The 22,682-nt window shown below is 66.0% G+C and carries 16 protein-coding genes and 1 pseudogene; 7 read left to right on the top strand and 10 right to left on the bottom strand.

The genetic code is table 11. The annotated features are described in order from the left end of the window. Positions 1-31: 31 nt before the first annotated feature. Positions 32-1,363, top strand: coding sequence for a mandelate racemase/muconate lactonizing enzyme family protein (locus tag PX52LOC_RS15450; protein WP_149110959.1), 1,332 nt, complete (start codon positions 32-34; stop codon positions 1,361-1,363). On the opposite strand, the gene PX52LOC_RS15445 is transcribed toward PX52LOC_RS15450, so the two are convergent. After that, positions 1,360-4,059 carry an RIFT barrel domain-containing protein gene (locus PX52LOC_RS15445; RefSeq protein WP_246173734.1) on the bottom strand — a complete coding sequence of 900 codons (2,700 nt, stop codon included), beginning with the start codon at positions 4,057-4,059 and terminating at the stop codon, positions 1,360-1,362. The two genes, PX52LOC_RS15450 and PX52LOC_RS15445, sit on opposite strands and share 4 nt — an antisense overlap. A gap of 40 nt (positions 4,060-4,099) precedes the next feature. Here PX52LOC_RS15445 and PX52LOC_RS15440 point away from each other — a divergent pair, with 40 nt between their 5' ends. After that, a complete protein-coding gene (locus PX52LOC_RS15440; protein ID WP_149110958.1) occupies positions 4,100-5,275 on the top strand; it encodes a glycosyltransferase family protein in 1,176 nt (391 codons plus the stop codon). Here PX52LOC_RS15440 and PX52LOC_RS15435 read toward each other — a convergent pair. Then, positions 5,256-7,541, bottom strand: a complete 2,286-nt coding sequence (locus PX52LOC_RS15435) for an alpha/beta hydrolase family protein (RefSeq protein ID WP_149110957.1) — start codon at positions 7,539-7,541, stop codon at positions 5,256-5,258. The two genes, PX52LOC_RS15440 and PX52LOC_RS15435, sit on opposite strands and share 20 nt — an antisense overlap. Before the next feature lie 44 nt (positions 7,542-7,585). Then, positions 7,586-8,713 (bottom strand): DUF1501 domain-containing protein, encoded by a 1,128-nt coding sequence (locus tag PX52LOC_RS15430; RefSeq protein WP_168219013.1) that lies wholly within the window; start codon positions 8,711-8,713, stop codon positions 7,586-7,588. Positions 8,714-8,821: 108 nt separating this feature from the next. Here PX52LOC_RS15430 and PX52LOC_RS15425 point away from each other — a divergent pair, with 108 nt between their 5' ends. Beyond that, positions 8,822-11,056 carry a penicillin acylase family protein gene (locus tag PX52LOC_RS15425; RefSeq protein ID WP_168219012.1) on the top strand — a complete coding sequence of 745 codons (2,235 nt, stop codon included), beginning with the start codon at positions 8,822-8,824 and terminating at the stop codon, positions 11,054-11,056. Positions 11,057-11,075: 19 nt separating this feature from the next. On the opposite strand, the gene PX52LOC_RS15420 is transcribed toward PX52LOC_RS15425, so the two are convergent. Both PX52LOC_RS15420 and PX52LOC_RS15415 read right to left on the bottom strand, forming a co-directional pair. Further along, entirely contained in the window at positions 11,076-12,191 is a 1,116-nt protein-coding gene (locus tag PX52LOC_RS15420; protein ID WP_149110954.1) for an ARPP-2 domain-containing protein, read from the bottom strand. Beyond that, complete coding sequence (locus tag PX52LOC_RS15415) at positions 12,181-13,560, bottom strand: hypothetical protein (protein ID WP_149110953.1); 1,380 nt, start codon at positions 13,558-13,560, stop codon at positions 12,181-12,183. Before PX52LOC_RS15415 ends, PX52LOC_RS15420 begins: the two co-directional genes overlap by 11 nt. 365 nt (positions 13,561-13,925) lie before the next feature. Between PX52LOC_RS15415 and PX52LOC_RS15410 the strand changes: the two genes are divergently transcribed. Both PX52LOC_RS15410 and PX52LOC_RS15405 read left to right on the top strand, forming a co-directional pair. After that, a complete protein-coding gene (locus PX52LOC_RS15410) occupies positions 13,926-14,399 on the top strand; it encodes an amino acid-binding ACT (RefSeq protein WP_149110952.1) in 474 nt (157 codons plus the stop codon). A 70-nt stretch (positions 14,400-14,469) separates the two neighbouring features. Continuing rightward, positions 14,470-15,357: a tetratricopeptide repeat protein gene (locus tag PX52LOC_RS15405; protein WP_149110951.1), complete on the top strand. Its 888-nt coding sequence runs from the start codon at positions 14,470-14,472 to the stop codon at positions 15,355-15,357. Between the two features lies 1 nt (position 15,358). Here the strand turns inward: PX52LOC_RS15405 and PX52LOC_RS15400 are convergent, their stop codons facing one another. From PX52LOC_RS15400 to PX52LOC_RS15390, 4 genes and pseudogenes are all read right to left on the bottom strand, one after another. After that, on the bottom strand, positions 15,359-16,303 hold the full coding sequence (locus PX52LOC_RS15400; RefSeq protein ID WP_149110950.1) for a PLP-dependent cysteine synthase family protein: 945 nt from the start codon (positions 16,301-16,303) through the stop codon (positions 15,359-15,361). A 3-nt stretch (positions 16,304-16,306) separates the two neighbouring features. Next, on the bottom strand, positions 16,307-18,577 hold the full coding sequence (locus PX52LOC_RS15395; protein WP_149110949.1) for a carbon starvation CstA family protein: 2,271 nt from the start codon (positions 18,575-18,577) through the stop codon (positions 16,307-16,309). Between the two features lie 144 nt (positions 18,578-18,721). After that, positions 18,722-18,919, bottom strand: a pseudogene (locus PX52LOC_RS43865) (hypothetical protein); the annotation flags it as partial. A gap of 337 nt (positions 18,920-19,256) precedes the next feature. Continuing rightward, the gene (locus PX52LOC_RS15390) at positions 19,257-21,224 is read right to left on the bottom strand and encodes a serine/threonine-protein kinase (protein WP_149110948.1); all 1,968 of its coding nucleotides are present in this window, start codon (positions 21,222-21,224) and stop codon (positions 19,257-19,259) included. A gap of 269 nt (positions 21,225-21,493) precedes the next feature. Between PX52LOC_RS15390 and PX52LOC_RS15385 the strand changes: the two genes are divergently transcribed. Next, complete coding sequence (locus PX52LOC_RS15385) at positions 21,494-21,787, top strand: (2Fe-2S)-binding protein (protein ID WP_149110947.1); 294 nt, start codon at positions 21,494-21,496, stop codon at positions 21,785-21,787. Here PX52LOC_RS15385 and bfr read toward each other — a convergent pair. After that, positions 21,742-22,230, bottom strand: a complete 489-nt coding sequence (gene bfr / locus PX52LOC_RS15380) for a bacterioferritin (protein WP_149110946.1) — start codon at positions 22,228-22,230, stop codon at positions 21,742-21,744. The genes PX52LOC_RS15385 and bfr overlap by 46 nt on opposite strands. Positions 22,231-22,363: 133 nt before the next feature. Here bfr and PX52LOC_RS15375 point away from each other — a divergent pair, with 133 nt between their 5' ends. Continuing rightward, positions 22,364-22,669, top strand: a complete 306-nt coding sequence (locus tag PX52LOC_RS15375; RefSeq protein ID WP_149110945.1) for a hypothetical protein — start codon at positions 22,364-22,366, stop codon at positions 22,667-22,669. Positions 22,670-22,682: the final 13 nt, after the last annotated feature.

Raw genomic sequence — 22,682 nt, 5'->3', positions numbered from 1 at the left:
TGTTGTACTGCGACCCCCGCCGAGGACAAACATGCCGGGCACGGACATCCGCATCAAGGACGTGACTTTCGGGTACGAGGACTACCGCTATCGCACCCCGATCAAGTTCGGCGGCGTCGCGCTCGACAAGGTGACACTCCTCAACGTCGAGATGACCGTCGAAACCGTCGGCGGCAAGGTCGCGACCGGCTTCGGCTCAATGCCCCTCGGCAACGTCTGGGCGTGGCCGTCACGAGCGGTGGGCTATGACGAAACGCTCGCGGCGATGAAGCAACTCGCGGATGCGGTCGCAGCGATTTACCGCGCGTGCCCGATGGCCGAACACCCCATCGAGATCACGCACGCATTGGAATCGCAGTTCTTCCGGGGTGCTGAGGAACTTTGCTCATCAGAGAGGATGCCGAAACTCGCCGCCTTGGTCGTGGCGTCCGCGTTCGATGCGGCCCTGCACGACGCCTTTGGCAAGGCCCACGGTCAAAACTGCTACCAGACCTACGGTCCCGAGTTCCTTCGGCACGATCTCGGCCATTTCCTGGGCACCGAGTTCGCCGGACAACACCTATCGCAATTCCTCGCGGCGGAACCGCAGCCGCGGATGCCGCTCTACCACCTCGTCGGTGCGCTCGACCCGCTCACGCCCGCCGACGTGAAGCAACCCGTCGGCGACGGATTGCCGGAAACGCTCGGCGATTGGATCATCCGGGATGGCCTCACGCACTTGAAGATCAAACTTAACGGCGACGACCAGAATTGGGACGTGGCCCGCGTCGTCGAAGTGAACCGCGTGGCGGACGCATCGGCCGCGGGCCACGGGTTTCACTTCTCACTCGACTTCAACGAGCGGTGCCAGAATGTCGAATACCTGCTCGAAGTCCTGCGGCGAATCCGGGACGAATCGCCTAATGCCTTCGCCCGCATTCAGTACGTGGAACAGCCGACGGCCCGTGATTTGAAGGCGAACCCGGCGAACAAGATGCACGAGGCGGCGAAGCTCAAGCCGGTCGTCATCGACGAGTCGCTCCTCGACCTCGAAACGCTGTTACTCGCCCGCGAGATGGGCTACACCGGTGTGGCGTTCAAGGCGTGCAAGGGGCAATCGCAGACGCTCCTCCTCGCGGCCGCGGCCCAGCACTTCGGCCTATTCCGCTGCGTGCAAGACCTGACGTGCGTGGGAGCGTCGCTGATCCACTCGGCCGGCATCGCGGCCCACGTGCCCGGCGTGGCGGCCATCGAATCGAACGGCCGTCAGTACTGCCCGGCCGCGAACGCCGCGTGGGAGAGCCGCTTCCCCGACGTGTTCACGATCCGAGACGGCACAATGAACACCGGCCTCCTGACCGGGCTGGGTTTGGGGGCGGTTTAACTCAGAAGCCATACTGCCAGGCCAGCAATCGCGATCACGCCGAGTAATCCACCGAGGACCACGATCCGCTTCGCCCGCTTGATCGCCTTCGCCTTCTGCGGCACGAACATCCGCCACTCGCCGAAGTCGTCCGACGTGACGGCTACCGCCGGTTCGGGGGCCGCGGCCGTCGGGTTCTGCCGCCACCAGTTGCGACTCCAGCCATACTTCATCATCAGAATCACCGGCCGTGTGAGCGATTTCGTTTCGAACGTGCTTAACTTGTCCGGCACATAGTTGAAGAACCATTCCGCCCGTTCGAGGAACTTCGCCCGCTCTTCGCCGACGGCATGTTTCGCCGCGAATTGAAAGACTTCGACCTTGCGCATGTCCTGGGCTGCCCACGTTTCGGTCGGGTACTGCAACCGCTCCGGCGTGTCGAGGATCGGCCGTTCGTGCTGCGCCATCCAGCGGGCGTAGTGCAACAGCGTCAGCCGGGCGTAGGCGTACATCCGGTCGAGTTGGCCGAGTTCGACCTTGTAATCGAGGTAGTGGCCGAGGGCTTGGAGCGTCATTGTGTAGAACCAGCGCAACTCGGCGTTCAGCAGGTCGAGGCGGTCAAGGTTCTGCTTCGGGTGAACCACCCGGCGGATCAGTTGCTCGGCTTTCTCTAGGTACTTCGCGTCGCCGGTCAGTTGGTGGCCGACGAGCAACGCGAGGATTGAGTTCGCCGCCGCCCGACCGGGGCCGTGGTAGCCGCCGCCGCCGGACTCCGTGGCGAGCCCGGTGTACTCCCGCGACAGGAAGCGGAACGGCGTGCGGGCCGGGTCTTCCATGTTGATGACGAAGTTCGCCAAGTCGAGGGCCGAGTCGCGATAGAGCGAGTTGCCGGTCAGGAAGTACGCGAGCATCAGCCCGGCGTTGTAGTTGTGCGACGCCGACGGGCCACCGCCGATGGCGTAGGACTTCTTCAACTGGGCCGCCGTCTCGCCGAGTTTGTCCATCTTTTGCGTGAGGCTCTCGACCGGGCCGCGGGTCAGTGACTTCGGGTAACTGCGGTGCGTACCGGTGTCGGCGTCGGCGTAGTGGTACGTGTGCCAGAAGAGGCCGCGGTTGTAGGCCGCCTTGTCGTCGTCGGTGTGGTAGAGGTCGATGTCACAGGTATGGTCGGCGCACTCCAACCCTTGCGAGAGCCAGCGGAGGTCGCCACTGCGGAAGAACTGGATCAGGAACGCGGCCACGCAGTCGTACTGGTTGTTGTAGTGCGAGATCATCGGCGTCTCGCCCTTGTGGTTGACCGCCTCGTGATCGCCGTAAATTTCGCCGAAGTTCCGCCAGCCGTACTCGTCGATCTTCTCCCGTTTGTGCAAAAACGTGTCCGACCCGTCGAGGGCGAGATCGACCAGCGTGAGGTACTTCGCGTGCGGGTCGTCGGCCTTCGGCGTCAGGTACGGAATCGCGCCGGAAGCCGCGTACCACTTCGGGGCCGCGTGGCAGACGATCGGCGAACGGCACCAGACGAGGGGTTCGTCCGTGATCGTGCTCACACCGAACGCAAGGGAGAACGTGTGGGTCTTTTGCTCGCCGCCCTGGAGTTCGTGCCCGTGTTTCGATTGCCGGGGGAACAGCCGCAAGAGCAGGCCACGCGGGTCTGCTTCGACGGCCTTCGGGAAGTTCTCCCAGAAATCCGGCATCGTTGCGCCAAGGAGTTGGCCGCCCTGTGCGACGGTCACGATCGGAGTCGCCCGGTCGCCCTTCGTGGCATGGTCGCCGTCTCGCAGTTCGTAGCCACGAAACTCGGTCGCAATCTGCCGCGAGGCGGTGAGGTGGTTGCTACTCTGCCAGTTCGCACCGCCGCTCGAATCCTGGTAAAGCGCGAACGTCGTTGAACGAGCAACCATCGGCTGGCCGCGCTCGGAGGACACGCGAATCTCGGCCGGCGTGGTGGAGAGTGCCGGCCCGAGGTCGGTGGGACCGTAGGCGTCTTCAATCGTCTCGCGGTTCCGAAGGGCGTCGATATCGAACGGTACAGCGACGGTCAGATCGCGGTGCCGTTCGCACCCCACGGTGCCCAGGTCCCAGTTGCCGCCGGGGTGGTCCGCGGCACACGTGTTTCGAACTGTGAGGCGAACGCTCACGGTACTCGACTTGACGTGGAACGTCACATCGGCGAACGCCAGGACATCGGCGTAGTTCGAGCCGTCGATGTGCAGAGCGTCGGCGTGAACGCGAACGCAAGCGCGGACCGGTCCTTCTTCCAGCACCTCGACGCGGCGAGTGACGAACTTCGCGTTCCAGTAACGCTCGTTGTCGGCGACCAGCGAATCGACCGCGTCGAAAGGGAACCCACTGCCGACCGTGATCCTGAACGACCGCGTACCGGTTTCGATCCGAAGCGAGTTATTTTCACGGTGAACGACGAGCGGGGACGCTTCGCGCGGGATCGGCTCGCCCACTTCCACCCGATACCCACTTTCACCGGCCCGGCCGTCCCAGGTCGCGAGGAAGTCGAACAGGCACCAGCGGACGCTGCCGTCCGGCCAGCGGTCGAGGACCTTCGTTTGCAGCGTCCCGGTGCCGGCCGACCCGACGAGTTGGAACTGTCGTTCGTCCGTGACAGCCCCCCGCGGCCACGGTAGGCCGACGGTAACGGGTTCGCCCCGGCGGGGGCCGGGTTCTTGCGTGAAAAACCGCATCGGGCACGACAACGACGGCATCAAGGCGTCTCTCGAGAGAGTTCTGTTCCATAATGACTCTATGTCACAAGCCGCCGTTCGCCCGCTGGTCGTTTTCGCCGACGACTGGGGCCGCCACCCGTCGAGCTGTCAGCACCTCGTCCGGCACCTCCTGCCGCACCGTGAAATCGTGTGGGTGAACACCATCGGCACCCGGCCGCCGCGCCTCGATTGGGGCACGGCAAAGCGCGTGATGGGGAAGTTCAAATCGTGGGCATCGCCGAGCGGAAAACATCAGTCACCCGGTTCTGAACACGCCACTCTTGCCCCCCGAACGATCTCGCCCAAAATGTGGCCGTCGTTCAAGTCGCAGTTCGGACGTGAACTGAACCGCAAGCTGTTGCTCCGGTCGCTCCGCCCCATTTTCGAGAGCCTGCCGCAGCCCCCTAACGTCATCACGACGCTGCCGCTCGTGGCCGATCTCGTTGGCGAATTACCCGCCCATCGGTGGACGTACTACTGCGTCGATGACTTCAGCGTATGGCCCGGCTATGACGGCGAGACGATGCTGCGGATGGAACGCGACTTGGTGCCGAAGGTGCAGGAGATCGTGACCGTCAGCGAGACGCTAGTCGCCCACATCGCCAAACTCGACCGGCCGGCCCACTTGCTCACGCACGGCGTCGATCTCGACCACTGGACCACGAAGCCGCCCGAGAAGGTGCCGGGATTGGACGGGCCGGAGCCGCCATTCGTCGTGTTCTGGGGCGTCATCGACCGCCGAATGGACGTGGCCTTCGTGAAGGCCCTCGCTGCGAGTTTGCGAGTTGGGAGCCTCGTACTCGTCGGCCCGCGTGAAGACCCGGCCCCGGAGTTGGTGACGATCCCGCGGGTGCGCGTACTGCCCCCAATGCCGTTCGCGAAGCTGCCGGCTCTGGCCGCCACGGCCAGCGTGCTGGTGATGCCTTATGCCGATCTGCCGGTGACGCGGGCGATGCAACCGCTCAAATTGAAGGAGTACCTCGTAACGGGTAAGCCCGTGGTGGTCCGCGACCTGCCGTCCACGCGGCCGTGGGCGGACTGCTGCGACGTATGCGACACGGCCGAGGGGTTTGCCGCGAGGGTGAACGAGCGATTGCAAGGCGGCCTGCCGGCCGGTCAACAGGCCGCTCGCGAACGGCTAGAGGATGAAGGGTGGGCGGAGAAGGCCAAACAGTTCGAGCGGTGGGTTGACGGAGTCACTTCGGCAACCACTTAAGATGCTTGTCGAGGAACGCGAACGTGCCCTTGCCGTGGATTTCGTGGCCGCCGACGAAGAACTCCAGTTCCGTGCGGTCGCCGATCTTCAGCTTGTTCTCGTAGAGGTAGCGGACCTTCGCGTACTCGTAGGCGATCATCTCGTCGGTGCCGACGCCGTCATCGTGTCCACGCTCGACCATGAACGGCCGCGGGGCAATCAGGTTCGCCATCTCGGCGTAGTTGAAGGTGTGGCCGAGGTTGAACTCCAGCATGTCGTACTCGCGGGTGAACATATAACTCATCGGCAACTCGGTGCTGACGATCTTGCCGATCCACTCGTTGAAGTCGCCGGAGCAGATGCTCAGGCAGTACCGCTTCTCGACCGCCGGCACCCGCATGGCCGTCTTGCCGCCGTAGCTGAGGCCGTAGAACGCGATCCGCTTCGGGTCCACGTTCGGCTGCGTTTCCAGCCAATCGAGGATGCGCTGGTGCTGGCGGATGATGAAGCTGAACAGCGACAACTTCAGCGGGTTGGCCTTGCGGAGAATTTGCCGGAAGTGGTCCTCGAAGATGTACGGGTTCTGCGGCGCGAACACGATGTACCCGCGGTCGGCGAGTTGGGCACCGAACGAGTTGTAGAACTTCGTGCGTTCCTTCGGGTTGCACACGTCTGTCGGCCGCCCAGAAAGACCGTGCTGGCAGACCACGACGGGCCGCCGCTCGCCGGGCTTCATGCCCTTCGGTAACAGAAGGATGCCGTAGGCGAACACGTCCGGGAACACGTCGAGCATCACCTCGTGGCCGGTCCACTTCGGCTCGTCGTAGATGGGCCGCGTCCGCGGGTTCAGCGGCACTGTCGGTGTCGGCTCCGGCAGTTTGCCGATGGCCTCCTCGTGGAAGTAGTCGCGGTACCACTCGCACGACTGCTCCCACTTCTCGGGCGAACTCGCGTCGGCCTTCTTCCAGAACTCGCGGCGAACGGGTTCGGAGTGCCGCCAGAGGTTCTGCGACAAGGCCGCGAGTTGATCGAACTGCCGCTTGTGGCGGGCGACGGGATCGGTCACGATCGGGCGAAACTCGGGCGCCCCATATTTCACCCATTCCAACGGTTCACCCGCCAGCCGGTCGCAGAATTGCTCCCATCGAATCCCACGATCCGTCTGTTGAACTTTGAGTGCAGACTTGCGGTTGAGAAGGGCGTCGAATCTCGCACCTTCAGCAACGACGGCCTCCTGCCGGACCGCTGCCAGAAAGCCCGGGGCCGTTCCCGTCCGCCCCGGTTTCGCCGTCGATGTCTTCCATGTCGGCCAAAATCCTTTGCGCTCCTCGTCGTCGGCAAGCGGCTCGAAGATGAACTCCCGTGGGCCGATCATCGCTGCGATTTCGGCGTCGCCGAACTCAGGGAGGCGGTCCCACACGTTGCGGTCGATCGGCTCCTCCCAAAGCTTCTCCCGCGGCCCGAAGTAGGCTGAAGATTGCGTCACCGCGATTCGCTCGTCCAATGCCCCGGCGTAAAGAGCGATCATGCCGCCGTCGCCGTAGCCGATGACGCCGATCTTGAGTTTCGCGTCTTGCTTCTCGAACCATTCGACGGCCGCGAGAACCTTCTGCACCTCGAACCCCGGCACCGTGCGGCCCATCTCGTAGCACATGCGGTGAATCCACTCGCGGTGCGTGTCGTTCGTCCACTTCTTTAGGCGGGCGTTACCGGAATACTCGTCGTCGCGATTGATGAGCGTGGGGATCAGCACTCGGCAGCCGTGGCGGGCGAGGCGTAGGCCGAAGTCGTCGCCGCTTGTCAAGCCCGCGACTTGTTCGGGGTGCTGATCGGCGTGCGGGACGGCCACCACGTTCGCCTTCGGCTTGTCCTTCGGCTCGATGAGCAGCCCTTCCGCATCGACGCCGTTCAGCACGGCCCAACGGACGGCGTGAATCCGGCAACCATCCACTTCGGCCACGAGCGAGGGCCGGTCGGGGCCGCCCACGTATTCGAGCTTCGATGGCACGCGGGGATCGACGACGCCGAGGATCTGCTTCAACCGTTCGCGCTTCGCCGGGATCGCTTTCGTCAGGGCGTCCGTGTTCTTGAACGCCTCTTCCCAGAGCTTCCACCGTTTCGCAGGGGCCGCTTCCAGTTCACGATCGAGGTACTTGTGGATACCATCGACCATCAACTTCGCCAGATCGCCGTCAGTCGTGAGCAGCTTGGTATTCGGCAGTGGCTGGGCAGAAATGTCTCGCGCGAAGCCGCCAAGAACGCAAAGAAGACACACGATCAATCTCATTCCTCTTCTCCTCTTGGCGGCTTCGCGGCTTGGCGTGAGATCCTTCAGAACAGTTCTCGCACCGGCTCCGCTTCCACCACCCGCACCGGCAAACCATCCGGACTAGGGATGAGAGTCGCCGAGGGAATGCCCATCGCGTGGTAGATCGTTGCCACCAGTTCGGGGCAACTCACGGGGCGGTCCTTCGGCTCACTGGTGATCGTGTCCGATTCGCCGATCACCCGGCCGCCTTGCACGCCACCGCCGGCGACGATGGCCGTCCAACAGTTGGCCCAGTGGTCGCGGCCGCCATTGCAGTTCAGCTTCGGGGTGCGGCCGAACTCGCCCACTGCGACGACGAGCGTTTCGTCGAGCCGGCCGGTTTCTTCAAGCCGGGCCAACAGGGTCGTGAAAGCCGTATCAAACGTCGGAGCGACCTCGTTCCGATAGTCCGAGAGTGTTGTGTGGAGTGCCCCGGTGTCCGCGTGACAGTCCCAGGAAAGACAGTCGAAAACGGTGGAGTACGCATTCACCACGATGAACGAGGACGGTATCAACTTGTTCGCCAACGCCGCCCACCCGCAGTTCTGACCAAAAATCGTATTCCCGAATCGGGCGAAGACCGACCCGGGCCGCGCGAAGTATTTGCCTTCGTTCCCACCCCACACCCACACGCGGTCATCGTCGCCGGGGTTTAATCCGTTGCTGATGGCAACGCCTGTGTTCGTTTCAAGGCTCGGAATGACCTTGAGAACGAGGTTATCACCGCGGTCTCGCCGGTGGGATCGAAGCGTGCTCCCGACCCACGGCCATTCGACGCCGTCGCCGAACCGGCGGCCGGTGTTCAGCAGTTGAAAGCCGTTCTCGTGGATCGGCGCGTACTCGTGGTGCATCGTGCGGATCAGGCTGAAATTGTCGGCCATCGCCGCCATCTTCGGGAACAGTTCCGACAGGTGCAGCCCCGGCACGGTGGTGCGGATCGGCGAGAACGGGCCGCGGATGTCGCTCGGGGCGTTCGGCTTCGGGTCCCACGTGTCGAGTTGGCTCGGCCCGCCGGTCAGCATCAGGAAGATGCAACTCTTCGCCCTCCCCGTCGGCACGGCGGCGGTCGCGGGGGCGGTTGTCACGGTCGCGGCGGTGACGCCGGCGGCGGTTCGGAGGAAGGTCCGGCGGTCGATCGGCGGGGTGTTCACGGCGATTTCCTCGTCTGGCGGTGTCCACTGCCAATGGTACCCCGCCGCCGTCGAGAGGCGAAACAGAATCCGTATCATGCCGTCATCATGACGCTCCCTCGATTCTTGATGCGACTCGTGCTCGGCAGCCGCCGGCCGATCACCACGGGCGAACACCGCATCCCCGGCCTGCTCGCCCCGCTGACGGTCCGCCGCGACAAGTTCGGCGTGCCCACGATCGAAGCCGAGAACGACGCCGACGCCTTCTTCGGCCTCGGCTTCGTGCAGGCTCAGGATCGCGGCTTTCAGCTCGAATCGCTGCTGCGGGTCGTCCGCGGGACGATGGCCGCGATGGTCGGCGGGAAGGCCCTGCCGCTGGACCGCCTCAGCCGGCGGATTGGGTTCCGCCGCGCGGGCGAGTTGCAACTGGCGGCGGTCGATGCCGACATCCGCGAAGCGCTGATCGCGTTCACGAGCGGCATCAACGCGGGGCAAACGCACGGCTCCCACAAGCCGCCGCACGAGTTCGAACTGCTGAAGGCCACGCCGACGCCGTGGGAGCCGGCCGACGTGCTGGGGTTGGTGAAGCTCGAAACCTTCCTGCTGCCGTCGAACTGGGACGCGGAACTCGCCCGCCTGCAAATCCTGCGGGCCGACGGTCCCGACGCCCTCCGCGACCTCGACCCCGCGGGCGTCGAAGCCCCTGCGGATCGCGGCGATTCCACCGCGGCGGAAGCCCTGGCGAGCGACCTGCGGTTGTTCATGCAGTTCGCGCCGCGCGGCGGCGGGTCGAACAACTGGGTCATTGCCGGAAGCCGCACGGCCACCGGAAAGCCGATCCTCGCCAGCGACCCGCACCTCGGGCCGAGCCTACCCTCGCCGTGGTACCTCGCCCACCTCAACACGCCGACCTGGGCCGTCGCCGGGGCGGCGCTGGCCGGCACGCTGGTCTTCTCGATCGCCCACAACGGTTTCGCCTGTTGGGGCGTGACCGCCGGCCTCACCGACAACACCGACCTCGTCCTGGTGAAGCCCGACGCGACTTTCCCCACGGTGCGGGAAGTCATTTCCGTGGCCGACGGGGCGGACGTTATTGAAGAGGTGACGATCACCCCGCACGGCCCCGTTGTCGCCGGCGACGCGGCGGAACTCATCGCGCTGCGGGCAGTGTGGCTCGACCCCCTGCCCCTCCGCGGGTTCTTCGACGCCCGGCATGCCAAGTCGTTCGAGCAGTTCCGCCGGCCGTTCGCCGCCTGGCCGTGCTTGCCGCTGAACGTCGTCTACGCGGACGAGACCGGCACCACCGGCTACCAACTCATCGGCCAACTGCCGAAGCGGAAGCTCGGCCACGGCACCCTGCCCTTGCCGGCCGAAGTCGCGGGGTGGGACGGCCTGATCCCCTTCGACGAGATGCCGTTCGCCGTCAACCCGCCGGCCGGCTTCCTCGCCACCGCCAATGACCCGCACACCGCCGACGGCCGCTTCGGCGTCGATTACGTGGACCCCTACCGGGCCGAGATCATCCGCGCGGAGTTGGCGACGCGGAGCGACTGGACCGTCGAGTTCTGCGGCAAGTTGCAACGCAACCAGTGGTCGATGCCCTGGGACGAAATCCGCGACACCGTGCTGGCTCTCTCCGCGACCGACCCCGACGCGACCCTCGGCCTCGATCTGCTGAAGAAGTGGGACAGCCACGTCACGGCCGAGTCGCCGGCCGCCACCGTCTTCGAGTTGTTCGTGGCCGAGATGGCGACCCGCACGGCGAAGGCGAAGGCCCCGAAGGCGTGGCGGGCGGCCCTTGGCGGCGACATCGACCTCGGCCCGTTCTCGCAAAGCCTCTTCGCCGAACGCCGCGTTGGGCACCTCGTGCGACTCGTACAAACGCAGCCGGACGGCTGGTTTGCCGACCCGTGGCCGGCCGTGATGGCCGACGCCCTGGGCACCGTCGTGCGGACGCTGCGGACCAAGCACGGCCCCGCCCCGGCCTTCTGGCAGTGGGGCGACCTGCGGCAACTGCGGCTGGAACACCCGATCTTCAAGAACCACTGGCTCGGCCGCGTGTTCAACGCCGGCCCGGTCCCCCTCGGCGGCGACTGCAACACCGTCTTGCAGGCGGCCGCTCAGCCACTAGATCCGCTCGACTTCACGCACAACATCCCGAACCTGCGGGCGGTCTTCGACACGTCGAACTGGTCGAACTCGCGGTTCGTCCTGGCCGGCGGGCAGAGCGGCAACCCGTGCAGTGCGAACTTCGTTGACCAGTTCGACCTGTGGCTGACCGGCGAGACGATCCCGATTGCGTGGGCCGCCGACGAAGTCATCCGCCGGTCCGTCGCCAGCCTGCGGCTGTTGCCCGCCGGGTGAGCCGCCCCCGCGGAGTCGGTCACGAATACTTGCGGGCGTAGGCGCGGGCCGCGTCGAGGACGTGCTGGTGGAACAGCCAGCCGTAGCCGGCGTGTTCGTACTGCAACAGCACGTCGTTCGCCGTTAGTCGGTGTTTCTTCGCGATCGATTCGACGTTCCAGTCGTGGTCGGCCAGTTGTTTCAGCATGTACGCCCGCCGCGTCTGGTTGGCCGACAGTCGGTACGTCTTCAGGTATTGCACCGAGCCGTCCGGCGCGACGATCCGCTCGCCGATGTGGTTCTCGTCGGCCGGGTCGAGGCTGCCGATGAACCGCTCCAGCCGGAACGGTCCGGCGTCGTACACTTTCTCCGCCGTCACCGGCACGTCCATCACGCCGACCGCGGCCATTCGCCCGAACGACGCCCAGTCGGAACGCATCACCTCCACGGCGACCCGCAGGTCGGCGAGCGAGTTCACCCCCTCGGCCGGCGTCGGGAATTCGCACGGCGGCGACTCCGGGTACAGGACCGCGTACTGCCAGATCAGTTCGCCGAAGAAGTCCTGCAACAGCGCGTCGTGCAGCGCCCGGTAATCGTCTGGGTGTGGGGCGACGAACGCCGTCGCGAGCGAGTCGGCGACGAACACCAGCACGCCGACTTGCCCCTCGTGAATCTCGAAGACCCGGAGCGCGTCGGCGAACCCCTCGAGCGCCCACCCGGCGACCGACGACTCGACCCGCGGGCTGAACCCCTTCGACATCGCCTGCCGCGAGAAGTAGCCCCACTGGACCGTCGGCCCGCCGAAGTGGAGGGCGAGCAGGCCGTCCATCGCCAGGTGCAACGGCAGGAACCGCAGGCGGCGGCCGTCTTGCCGCTTGGCCATGCGGTGAAAGACGCCGGGGGGCACGGCCGACGAGTGGCGGTGCTTCTTCAACTGCGTGCCAACGGCGGCGAGCGGCGCGGAGCCGTCGTTCCACTCGACGACGAGGGCGTGCGGGATGTAGCTCGTGTACACCGCCTTCGGTTCCAGGACGGCGAACCCCGATTCCTTTGACAAACCGAGGCGCAGGTCGGTGCGGTTCTTCTCCCGCAACAGCGGCACGAGGCGGAACGCGCCGCAGGCTTGCGACGGCGCGAGCGTGAGGTCATTCAGCACGGTCGGCCCCCTCTCCGGCGGCCAGGAACTCGGCGGCCCGCTGGTCCAGGAACGCCTCCAGGTCGGCCCGCGTGGTCGTGCCGGTGGCGAACCGCGCGAACGCCAACGCCGTCGGCAAACTCTCGGCGTCACGGAGGCCGACCGTCGGCACACCGTCGCACAGCGGCCGCGGCGCGTAGTCGCCGGCCGAGAAGACCGGGTTGAGGTGGACGATCGCCACTTTCCCCCACGGGTCGAGCCGGGATTGCCAGAGTTTCAGCACGCCGGCCGCCGCGCCGGGCGGATCGTTCTCCACGGCGTCGGTGACGATCACGAGCAACTCGGGCGACGTTTCCAGTGCGTCGAGGATCGGCGTCGCCAGGTCGGTCGCCCCACGGGCCGGCGGCGTCGGTCCGGCGAACGGGTGCGTCCAGAACGCGCGGTACTCGCAGCTCGCGACGGCCAGTACGCGGTCCACGGCCCACGCCACGCCGAGCGGACGCCGCTTCTTCTCCTGCGTGCCGGAGGTCGAGTAGCTGTTGTCGAGGATGGCCGCGACCCTGCCGAGGGCCATCGGCATCCGCCGCAAGATCGCCGCTACCGCCCGCTCCATCCCTTGCGACACGTCTTCGGCCACTTCTGGCAACGACAGCGCGTACAGGGCGAGTTTCGTCAGCGGCGAGCGGCCGAGGTCGATGGCCACGTCGCCGGCCTTCTGGAGCCGCAGCCGTTCGCCCTGCGTCATGCGGTGTTGAATCTTGGCGAGGAACTGGTCGCGCGGGATGCGGTGCTTCGCGGCCAGCCCCTCGGCCACGGTGAAGGGCAGTTCGTACACGGCCTCGGCGCTGTGCCACGCCCTCCGCACCTGTTCGAACAGCGGCGTCTGGAACGGGGCCGACCGCTTCTCGAACAGGAACGGCCCCGCCTCGCCCGGCAGCGAGAGGTGGTTGTGGCACGCCACCGCCTTCACCTTGTTGCGGTACTTCACGCAGTCGAACACCGCGTCGCGGCCGCGGAGGTAATCGCGCGCGATCGCCCGTGCCCGGCGGTTGTTGATGCCGAGTCGGCGAACGTCGCGAAGCGCCTTCCACGCCCGTTGCGGCGGCATCGTGGCGAGGGCACGGGCAATCAACGCGCCCTCACCGGGGATCGCCTGCTTCCCGGTCGCGAGCAGCCGGACAATGATCTGGGCCTGGTTAAAGTGGTTGATGCCGACCGCGAGCGCGCGGGCGTACACGGAGCGGTAGTTGCCGAGGACGTACTGGTGAAGGAAGTCGATCGACACCCGTTGGCTGCGGGCGTTCTCGTAGAACTCGCGCTGGCCGGTGCAGGCGTAGCACGAGTTCAGGAAGTGGACGATGTCCTCGCGCTGGGTTCGCTCGGCAAACATGGCGGCCTTTGAGGTGCCCCCCGCCGCCGGGGAGTGACGGTGCGACTTTGAGCTCTCACTACATAGGTAAGTTCGGAAGTCCCACCAAAGTCCCGCGGCGGCAGGCAGGCGTGGCTAGTGTACGACGCCACCCAGCAAGAGGGGCGGGCGACGTTACGGGTTCACGGCTCCAACACGGCGTTCCCCGGGCGAACGTCGCGGGAGCAATTACGCCGTTCCCAACGTCAGACGGAACAGCCCGCACCGGCGGCGGAATCGGGGGCGAATCCCGGCGGTTCGACGGTTGCTTTCTGGATGTCCCGGGTTAAGATGCGCCTAGTTCCACCGCAAGCGGAACCGCTTGCCTTCTCTAACCAGGAGGACACATGAGCTTCAAGATGCAACGGGTCCACGTCTACCACGCCGAGGTGGACGACAAGCCGGGCGGCATCGCGGCCAAGCTGAAGTCGCTCGCCGAGGCGGGGGCGCACCTCGAGTACGTCTACAGCCAGCGGTCGGCCAGCAAGCCGGGCGTCGGCGAGTTGTACGTGGCCCCGCTCACCGGCACGAACGAATTGAAGGCGGCCAAGGCGGCCGGGTTGCACGAGGTACCGGAACCCTACGTCTTCCGCGTGGAAGGGGACGACAAGGCCGGCCTCAGCGGCAAGCTGACGCAGGCGTGGGAGATGGCCGGCATCAACCTGCACGGCCTCGTGATGAGCGTACTGCAAGGGCGGTTCATCGGGTACGTGACGTTCGACACGGCCTCCGACGGCAACCGGGCCGCGACCATCCTCGCGGAACTCGGCACCAGCGACGCGCACGCCGCCCCGTCGAAGAAGGCTGTTGCGGCGATGTAACCCCGCCGCGGATTCCCTCTCACCCTGTCACCGCCGGTCCGCCGGCGGTTTTTGCATTTCGAGTCGCACCATGTCCAAACGAGCGGAAGCCGTCGCGTACAACGAGCGCGGCAACACGTGCCGCGAGGCGGGAAACTGGCAGGCGGCCGTCGAACTGTACGAACAGGCCGCGGCCCTGGCCCCGAAGTGGAGTTCACCGCACTACAACCTCGGCCTCCTGTACAAGTACCAGGGCCAGTGGGAGCAGTCGCTCGCGAGCAATCAGAGGGCTGTGAAGCTCGCACCAAAAGACGAGGCGGCGTGGTGGAACCTCGGGATCGCGGCCACGGCCCTGAGCAAATGGCCGGTCGCACGGGAGGCGTGGCGGGGCTTCGGCATCGACGTTCCGCCGGGCCGCGGGCCGCTCGACCTCCCGTGCGGGTTCGGGCCGATTCGATTGAACCCGCACGGCGACAACACCGAGGTCGTCTGGGCGGACCGCCTCTGCCCCGCCCGCGCGGACATTCGCAATATCCCCTTCTCCGACTCCGGCTTCGCCTGGCGGGACGTGGTCCTCAACGACGGGGCCCCGGTCGGCTACCGAAAGTATCAAGGCCAAGAGTTGCCGGTGTTCGACGCCCTTCAGCTGCTCCAACCGAGTGCCTTCGGCACGTTCCGCGTCGAGGTGCGGATGGACTACTCCGACGAACTCATGGTGGAACTCACCGACATCGCCGTCGAGCAGGGGTGCTACGCCGAGAACTGGACGCACTCGGTGCGGATGCTCTGCCGGGCGTGCAGCGAGGGGACGCCGCACGAGGAACACGACCACAAGGCCGCGCCGCCGGCGGGCGTGCAACTCGTCGCCATCGCCGCCCGGAATCGACGCGAGGCGACGACGATCTTGAAGGGTTGGAGGGCGCACCCGGCGCAGATTTCAACGGGCGAGTTAGTCCAGACCGTGAAGCCGCGGGCGTGAGTCACGCGAGGTACGGCTGGAAGAGTTCGGTCGTGAAGTACCGCTCCATGCGGTCCGGGAATACCGTGACGACCTGCGCCTGCGGGCGGCCGAGGCGGCGGTGGGCCTCGCGGGCGGCGGCGAAGTTCAACCCCGAACTCGGGCCGACCGGGAAGCCGAGCCGCATCAGTTGCCGCGTCGTGGCGATGGCGACCTCGTCGTTGACCTCCAGCGTGAGCAGGCCGGGCAGGTTGTCCTCGCGGAAGATTTCCGAGATGCGGTCGGCCACGCCGGGGATGCGGGCGCTGTAGCTGCAACACTCGGCGTCGGCGTCGCCGTACAGGTTGACCGGCTTCGCGTGAACGGCGATGAGCCGACAGCCGACTTCGGCGAACCCGTGGTACAGCCCGACGAGCGTGCCGCCAGTGCCGACGCCGCTGACCACGGCGTCCACGCGGCCGCCGGGTATCTGATCGATCACCTCGCGGGCGGTCGTCAGCCGGTGGGCGTCGGCGTTGTCGCGGTTGGAGAACTGCCGCGGCAGGAACGTGCCCGGCTCCCGGCCGAGGCGCTCGACCTCAGCGATGGCCCCGCGGATGCCGTCGGCCTTCGGCGTGAAGCGAACGTCGCCGCCGTAGGCGCGGATGAGCAGCACCCGCTCGTTGCTCACGCCCTCGGGCATGACCGCAAGGAAGCGCACGCCGATTTGCGCACTGGCGAGGGCCATCGCGATGCTCGTGGACCCGCTCGACGCCTCGATTACGCGGTCGCCGGTTTGCAACCGCCCCTGCCGCCAGGCTTTTTCGAGAATGTACCGGGCGATGCGGTCCTTCGTGGACCCGCTCGGGTTCAGGAATTCGAGCTTGCACCAGATGGCCGGCTCGCCCGCCGCCAGTTGCACCGGCACGAGCGGCGTCGCGGCCATCCGGTGGACGTAACGGTGACTCCCCGGCAGTTCCCAGTCCATGCGCTACCCCCGTCGGCCGCGAAGGGCCACGCTCATCCACTTCGCCCACGACCACAGCAGTAGCACGCCGACGCTGCACACCACGAAGAGCGTCAGGCTGATGTTCAGGTAACTCGCGAACACGATCCGCGATCCGGCGGCGTTGGCCTCGACATCACTCGCCTGGAGCATCGCGCGGCCGCGGTCGATGTCGGCCGGGAAGTTCACAAGCAGCATGATCTTCGCGGCCGTCAGCGTCGTGGTACACACCCACAGCAGCGGGATGATCGTCAACGGGGCGTACCGCCCGCGGCCGCTGTTGATGATCCACGTCGTCACCAGCGCGAGGGCAAGGGCCGCGAGGAGCTGGTTCGCGATGCCGAACATCGGCCAGATGGTTTCGATACTGCCGAACCAGATGAGCCAGCCCCAACTGCCGGTGATGACCGCACTCGCGAGGATCGAGCCGGGCAGCCAGTCGGGGCGGGCGAACCGCGGCTCGATGCGGCCGAGCGTTTCTTGCAACAGGAACCGGCCGATCCGCGTGCCCGCGTCGATCGTCGTGAGGATGAACAGCGCCTCGAACATGATCGCGAAGTGGTACCAGTACTTCAGCACGCTCTCGCCCGCGATGCCGAGCCAGCGGAAGGCGTCCTCGAAGATGACCGACATGCCGACGGCCAGCGTCACCGCCCCGCCGGTCCGGCCGCGGAGCGATTCGCCGCCAACCTTCTGCTCGACGGAGCCGAGGTTCAGGTGCGAGAGGTTGTCCACGCCGACGGCGTTCATGCGGTCCTGGCCGTACTTCTCCTGAATCTCGGCGACCTGTTTCGAGAACCCCGGCGCGCGGTCGATGGCTATGTTGATGTCGTAGTACAGGTCGTTCGGCAGGCTCGCGGCGGCGATCAGGGCGACCACGCCGACCAGCCCTTCGATGAGCATGGCCCCGTAGCCGATAGTGCGGACGTGCGATTCCTTCTCGACCATCTTCGGCGTGGTGCCGGACGCGACGAGGGCGTGGAAGCCGCTGATCGCCCCGCACATCACACAGATGAACACGAACGGGAAGATGCTGCCCCGGAACGTCGGGCCGCCGTCGACGAAGACCTCGTTGAGCATCGGTGCCCGCAGCGGCGGGTTCGCGACGATGACGCTGCCGACGAGCAGGATCACGGTGCCGATCTTCAGGAAGCTGCTGAGGTAGTCCCGCGGCCCGAGCAACAGCCATACCGGCAGCACCGCCGCGATGAAGCCGTAGATGACGAGCGAGAGGATCGTCTGGTCCTTCGTCAGCGAGAAGACGTGTTCGATCGCCGAGCCGGGAATCCACCCGCCCGCGACGACCGCGAACAGCGTGAGGCTGCCGCCGATGAGCGACGCCTCGATCACGCGGCCCTTGCGAATGCGGTACATCCAGAGGCCGGTGAACAGCGCGATGGGGATGGTGCAGGCGATGGTGAACGTGCCCCACGACGAACCGGGAACGACCTGCGTGCAACCAGCGGGGAGGGTGATGCGGCGGGGCGGTAATGCGTCACCTGTCAAATGCTTAATTTCTAACTGATCGGAATGCGGTGCGCGGACAACGAATGGTTCAGAACGCAGCGTCTCCGAATCGCCAGGACTGTATCGTACTTGAGAGCCGCCGGGAATGGTGATCGTCCAGTCGGCCGGCGACTTGCCGATCGTGATTGATGATTCCGCACGAAACTCGGCAGCCTTATCGACAGGTACGAAGATTTGCATCCCCGCTGGCAACTTCACTTCCTCGCCGCCGAGCGCCTTCACTACCACGAAGCCGAGGCCAGCCAGCGCGATCACCACGATGAACAAGATCGCCACCGACGCGATCACGGCGGCCGGGCGGCCGAGTTCGTGGCGGGCGATCTCGGCGAGGCTCTTGCCGTCGCGGCGGACGCTCGCGGCCAGCACGAGCATGTCCTGCACCGCCCCGGCCAGGCAAACACCGATGACCAGCCAGAGCAGGCCGGGCATGTACCCGTACTGAATCGCCAGCACCGGGCCGATGAGCGGCCCCGCCCCGCTGATGGCCGCGAAGTGGTGGCCGAACGCGACCCACTTGTTCGTCGGGTGGTAGTTCTGGCCGTCGTTCAGGCGGTGGGCCGGCGTCACGCGGCTGTCGTCGAGCGCCGCCACCTTTGCGGCCAGGAAGGCCGAGTAGTAGCGGTACGCGAGGGCCAGGACGAGTAGCACGCCGATCATCACCGGCATGGCGTGCAACACGGTGCGGCCGGCCGGGTCGGTGTGGTAAAGCGTGAGAGCAAAGAGTAGCATGGGAAATCGCTGACGAGGGAGGGTCGAACCTCATCAGCATACGACCGGGGCCGACCGCGGTGAAGCAGTCGGCCCCGAGTGCCCGCGGTCCGAACCACGGGGCGAACAACAGTCGGCTCACCCGATGGTTTACGGATGATGATGCGGCGGTGGTGGAGGCGGGGGCGGTGGTGGTGGAGGCGGGGGCGGTGGTGGCGGGGGTGGCGGGGGCGGTGGCGGAGGCGGTGGTGGCGGCGGTGGCGGAGGAGGAGGTGGTGGCGGAGGAGGAGGTGATGTCATTGAGACGTTCACATGCACCGTCTCATTACCGGGGGCGGGAGTTGGCGGACTGGCGGACGTCGTCACGCTGTACGTCAGCGTGTAAGGATTCGTTCCCAGCGGCGTGGGGATGGCGATATTGAACCCCCAGTTCCCATTCGTCACCGCGCCACTGCCGCCGCCACCGGATCCCCCGGAGGCTGCCGACGCGGCCACATTAACGGTGAACCCGTTCGTTGTTTTGCTACCGTACGTTCCGCTGGTGGGGAAGGTCGTGGAGACGGGATCGTTTTCGACCGGGATATCGACGTTCAGTGGTCCAGAAACCGTCTGCAGTTTTGGGTACGATTCCTTGGCCTTGGGATCGTCCTTATTGGCCTCGTCACTCATGAAAACCTCGGTTGGGGGGCATTCGACCGGTTCAATTCATCGGGGCGGGTGTGAGTTCGACGTTACGAATCGTTACCGCGGCGGCATGGGCGAGCACGCCGATGGGCCGCCGCGGCGACCACGGCCGCGGCCGGATGTCGACTCCGCCGGCGGTCTTCCGCCGCATGTTCGGGTCCAAGAGGGCTTGGTCGAGGACCGAGACGGGCAGGTCCATGACTTGCGGCGGGCTTTGTTCGTCCAGCTTCCAGGTGACCCGAACCCCGCCGGGGCTTACGTCGAGGGCCAACTTTCGCCAGACGTTTCGGTAAACGGAGTCGCTTTTCGGCTGAAAGGCCAACGCCCGGGGATCGCCGGCGGACGGGTACGACGTGTACCATTCGTACCACCCCCCTTCGCGGAGCAACCACACGTCCTTGACTTGCAGGCGGTGGGCGGCGGCGACCAAAGGGGAATTGATTTCATTCGACTTCCAGAAGTCGGAATACCGAATCGTGAACAAGCGGGTGACCGGCGTGCCGTCGCCGGCCGTGGTCTCGTCCAGGCCGAAGTACAGACCGACGAACGAATCCCCGGCCCCGGCGATCGAGCAGTGCCGCAGTTCGGCCTCGATCCGGTAATTGTCCGTCATCGGGTCGTCCACGAGCCGCAGCAAGGATTCGAGTTGCGTTTCGAACCCGACCGTGCCGTCGCCGAGGATGTCGTTGGTCAATTTGCCCTCGTTGGCGTCCCAACTCGCGGGCACGCGCAGCCCCTTGCCGTCCACGAGCACGACCTTTTCGCCCCGCAGCAAGGCCCGGGCGAGTTGCCGTTTCGGGTCGGCCTCCCGCTTCGCGATCGCCACGCCGGACGCTAGGAAGGGGAGGAGCAGCAAGACGGTCAGGGCCACCCGGTGCCGCCGCAAGTAGCGGCAGACCTTCTGCCCGCGGGTCAGTGGCCGGGCCAGGGTCGGTTCGCCGCGGCCCCACCGGCGGAGGTCGTCGGCCAAAACCGCGGCCGTTTCGTAGCGGTCGCCGGGGGCTCGGGCCATGCTCTTCACGATGATCGCTTCCAGGATCGGGCACAGCGTCGGGCAGAACTTCCGCGGCGGCGGCGTGGGATCCTGGGCCTTTTGCATCAGCGTGGCCATCGGCGTCTGTTGGCGGTGGGGGGCGTGGCCGGTGGCCAGGTGAAAGAGGGTACTGCCCAGGCAGTACACGTCCGCCAATTTCGTCACCTTGTCCGGGTCCGCGTCGGCCTGTTCCGGCGACATGTAGCTCGGCGTGCCGACGACGACGCCCTGCTCGGTCATGTCGGCCCCGCCGACGTGCTTGGCCAGGCCGAAGTCCGTGACCTTCACCCGCCCCTCGCGGTCGAGCAGGATGTTCGACGGCTTGATGTCGCGGTGGATGATCCCCTGTAGGTGGGCCGCGTGAACGCCCTCGGCCGCGTCGGCGACGATCCGCGCCGCCTCCGTCGGCCCGATCGTGCCGGCGCGAAGGTGCTGTGCGGCCGTGCGGCCGTCGACGAACTCCATCGTGAAGTACGGCCCGAGGTCGCACTCGCCGGCCTCGTAGATCGGCACGATGCCGTTGTGCTTCAACTTCGCGAGGGCGCGGATTTCGTTGAGGAACCGCGCGTGCGACGGCGAGTCGGCCGTGAAACTCAGCATCACCTTCACCGCCACCTCACGGTCGGTCGGCCGCTGGATCGCGCGGAACACAACGCCCATGCCACCCCGGCCGAGGAACTCCAGGTGGGTGTGGTTCGGGATGTCGGGGGGCGTTAAGGTTCGCGGCGCGACCGAAGTTTCCTGGCGGAGGGTCCGTGCGGCGAGCGTGGCGGTCGCGTTGGGGTCGGCCGGCCCCAAGCGGAAATCCGCCTCGCCGGCCAGCGGGGTTTCCTCCGCCCTGTCCGTATCTTCGCCCGGTCCGATCACGGAACCGCACGACGGGCAAACGCCGTTGGGCGTGTGTTCCGGGACCGCGCGCCGGCAGTGAGGGCAGAAGCGCGAGTTTGGCATTCTCGCCTCAAAATTAAGAACCTTGTGTGAATATGCTAAAGTACCCGCATCCACTTGTCAACAATCTGCCGAATTCTCGCGACGGGCGATGGGTCTTCAAGAACGCAATTGACCCAACAGAAGGGTCGCTTGCCCCCTCACGACTCCGGCGAGGGTCACAAGAGTTGTCGTCGGAATTTCCGCAGGGATGAGTTGACAGGGGGCAGTGCCACTGTGTAGAATCTTTGTTGAGATGGAATCTCAGTACGCCTGCCTTTGAGCCTTTCGCTATGACCTCTCTCGAAGCTGTGGTCGCAGTTGAATCGGAAGCTGCGTGCGCCGGCGAGTGCCAGTCGTGCCCGTCGGTCGGTAGCTGTGGCGACCGGCTCGCGTGCCGGTGCCTGCGGGTGACGGAGCACGAAGTCGTGACCGCTATCCGCACCATCGGCCTGACGACGATCTGCGAACTGAAAGCCGCCACCGGTGCGGGTGACGGCTGCACGTGCTGCCACAAGCAACTTCAGCAGTACTTAACGGTTTACTCGCCTTCCTCCTCGCCCTCGAACAAGTGCTGGGCCAAGTAGCGTTCCAGGCTGATCGTGTTGATGATGTTCAACTGCGTTTCCAGCCAGTCGACGTGCTCCTCGGAGTCGTGCAAGATTTCGAGCGCCAGCTTGTGCGTGCCGTTGTCCTTGATCTGGATGCACAGGTTGACGAGTTCGTTGTAAGCCTCCACGCCGCTCGTCTCGAGCTTCAAGTCGTACTCGAATTGCTCCTTCACGTTCGACCCGACGCGGATCACGTCGTACCGCGCGATCTCCGGCACGCCGTCGAGGAACAGAATCCGCTCGATGATCTTGTCGGCGTGCTTCATCTCGCCGATGGACTCTTGGTAGTGCTTGGCCCCGAGTTTGAGGAACCCCCAGTTCTTGCACATCCGGGCCTGAATGAAGTACTGGTTGATCGCGGTCAACTCGATGGTGAGGGCGCGGTTGAGGCCGTCGATCACGTCCGGCTTGCCTTGCATGAGCGGAAACTCCAGGGGTGGGAAGGAATCGTCTGCGTCTACTCTACTTGCAGACGGTCGGACGGCCTAGGTGGGGCGTTGATCGGGCACCGGCCGCACGGTAAGATGGACGATCGAACCCGGAGGCGATTCGATGCGGCGACGGTATTTCCTGTTCGGGGGTTTCGCGGCCGCGGCCGCGGCGTCGGCGGGGGGAGCTTACGTCTGGTGGAAGACCACCCCGCCCCCCCAAGTCCCGATCGCCGTCTCGCCGCCCCCGGTGATGTCGGAGCGGGAGTTCCTCGCCGTACTTGCCGCCGTGCGGCCGGCCCGCGGGGAAGACGTGTTCGCCGACATCCCGTGGCACACGTCCCTCTGGGAAGCCCGTCAGCAAGCGGCAAGCGACGGCAAGCCGATCCTGTTGTGGGAGATGGACGGCCACCCGTTGGGATGTGGCTGAAACAACGTCGTGG

Source organism: Limnoglobus roseus (genome assembly GCF_008254045.1).
GTDB lineage: Bacteria > Planctomycetota > Planctomycetia > Gemmatales > Gemmataceae > Limnoglobus > Limnoglobus roseus.
The sequence above is the reverse complement of the archived record's forward strand: the minus strand, read 5'-3'. Positions and strand labels throughout refer to the sequence as shown.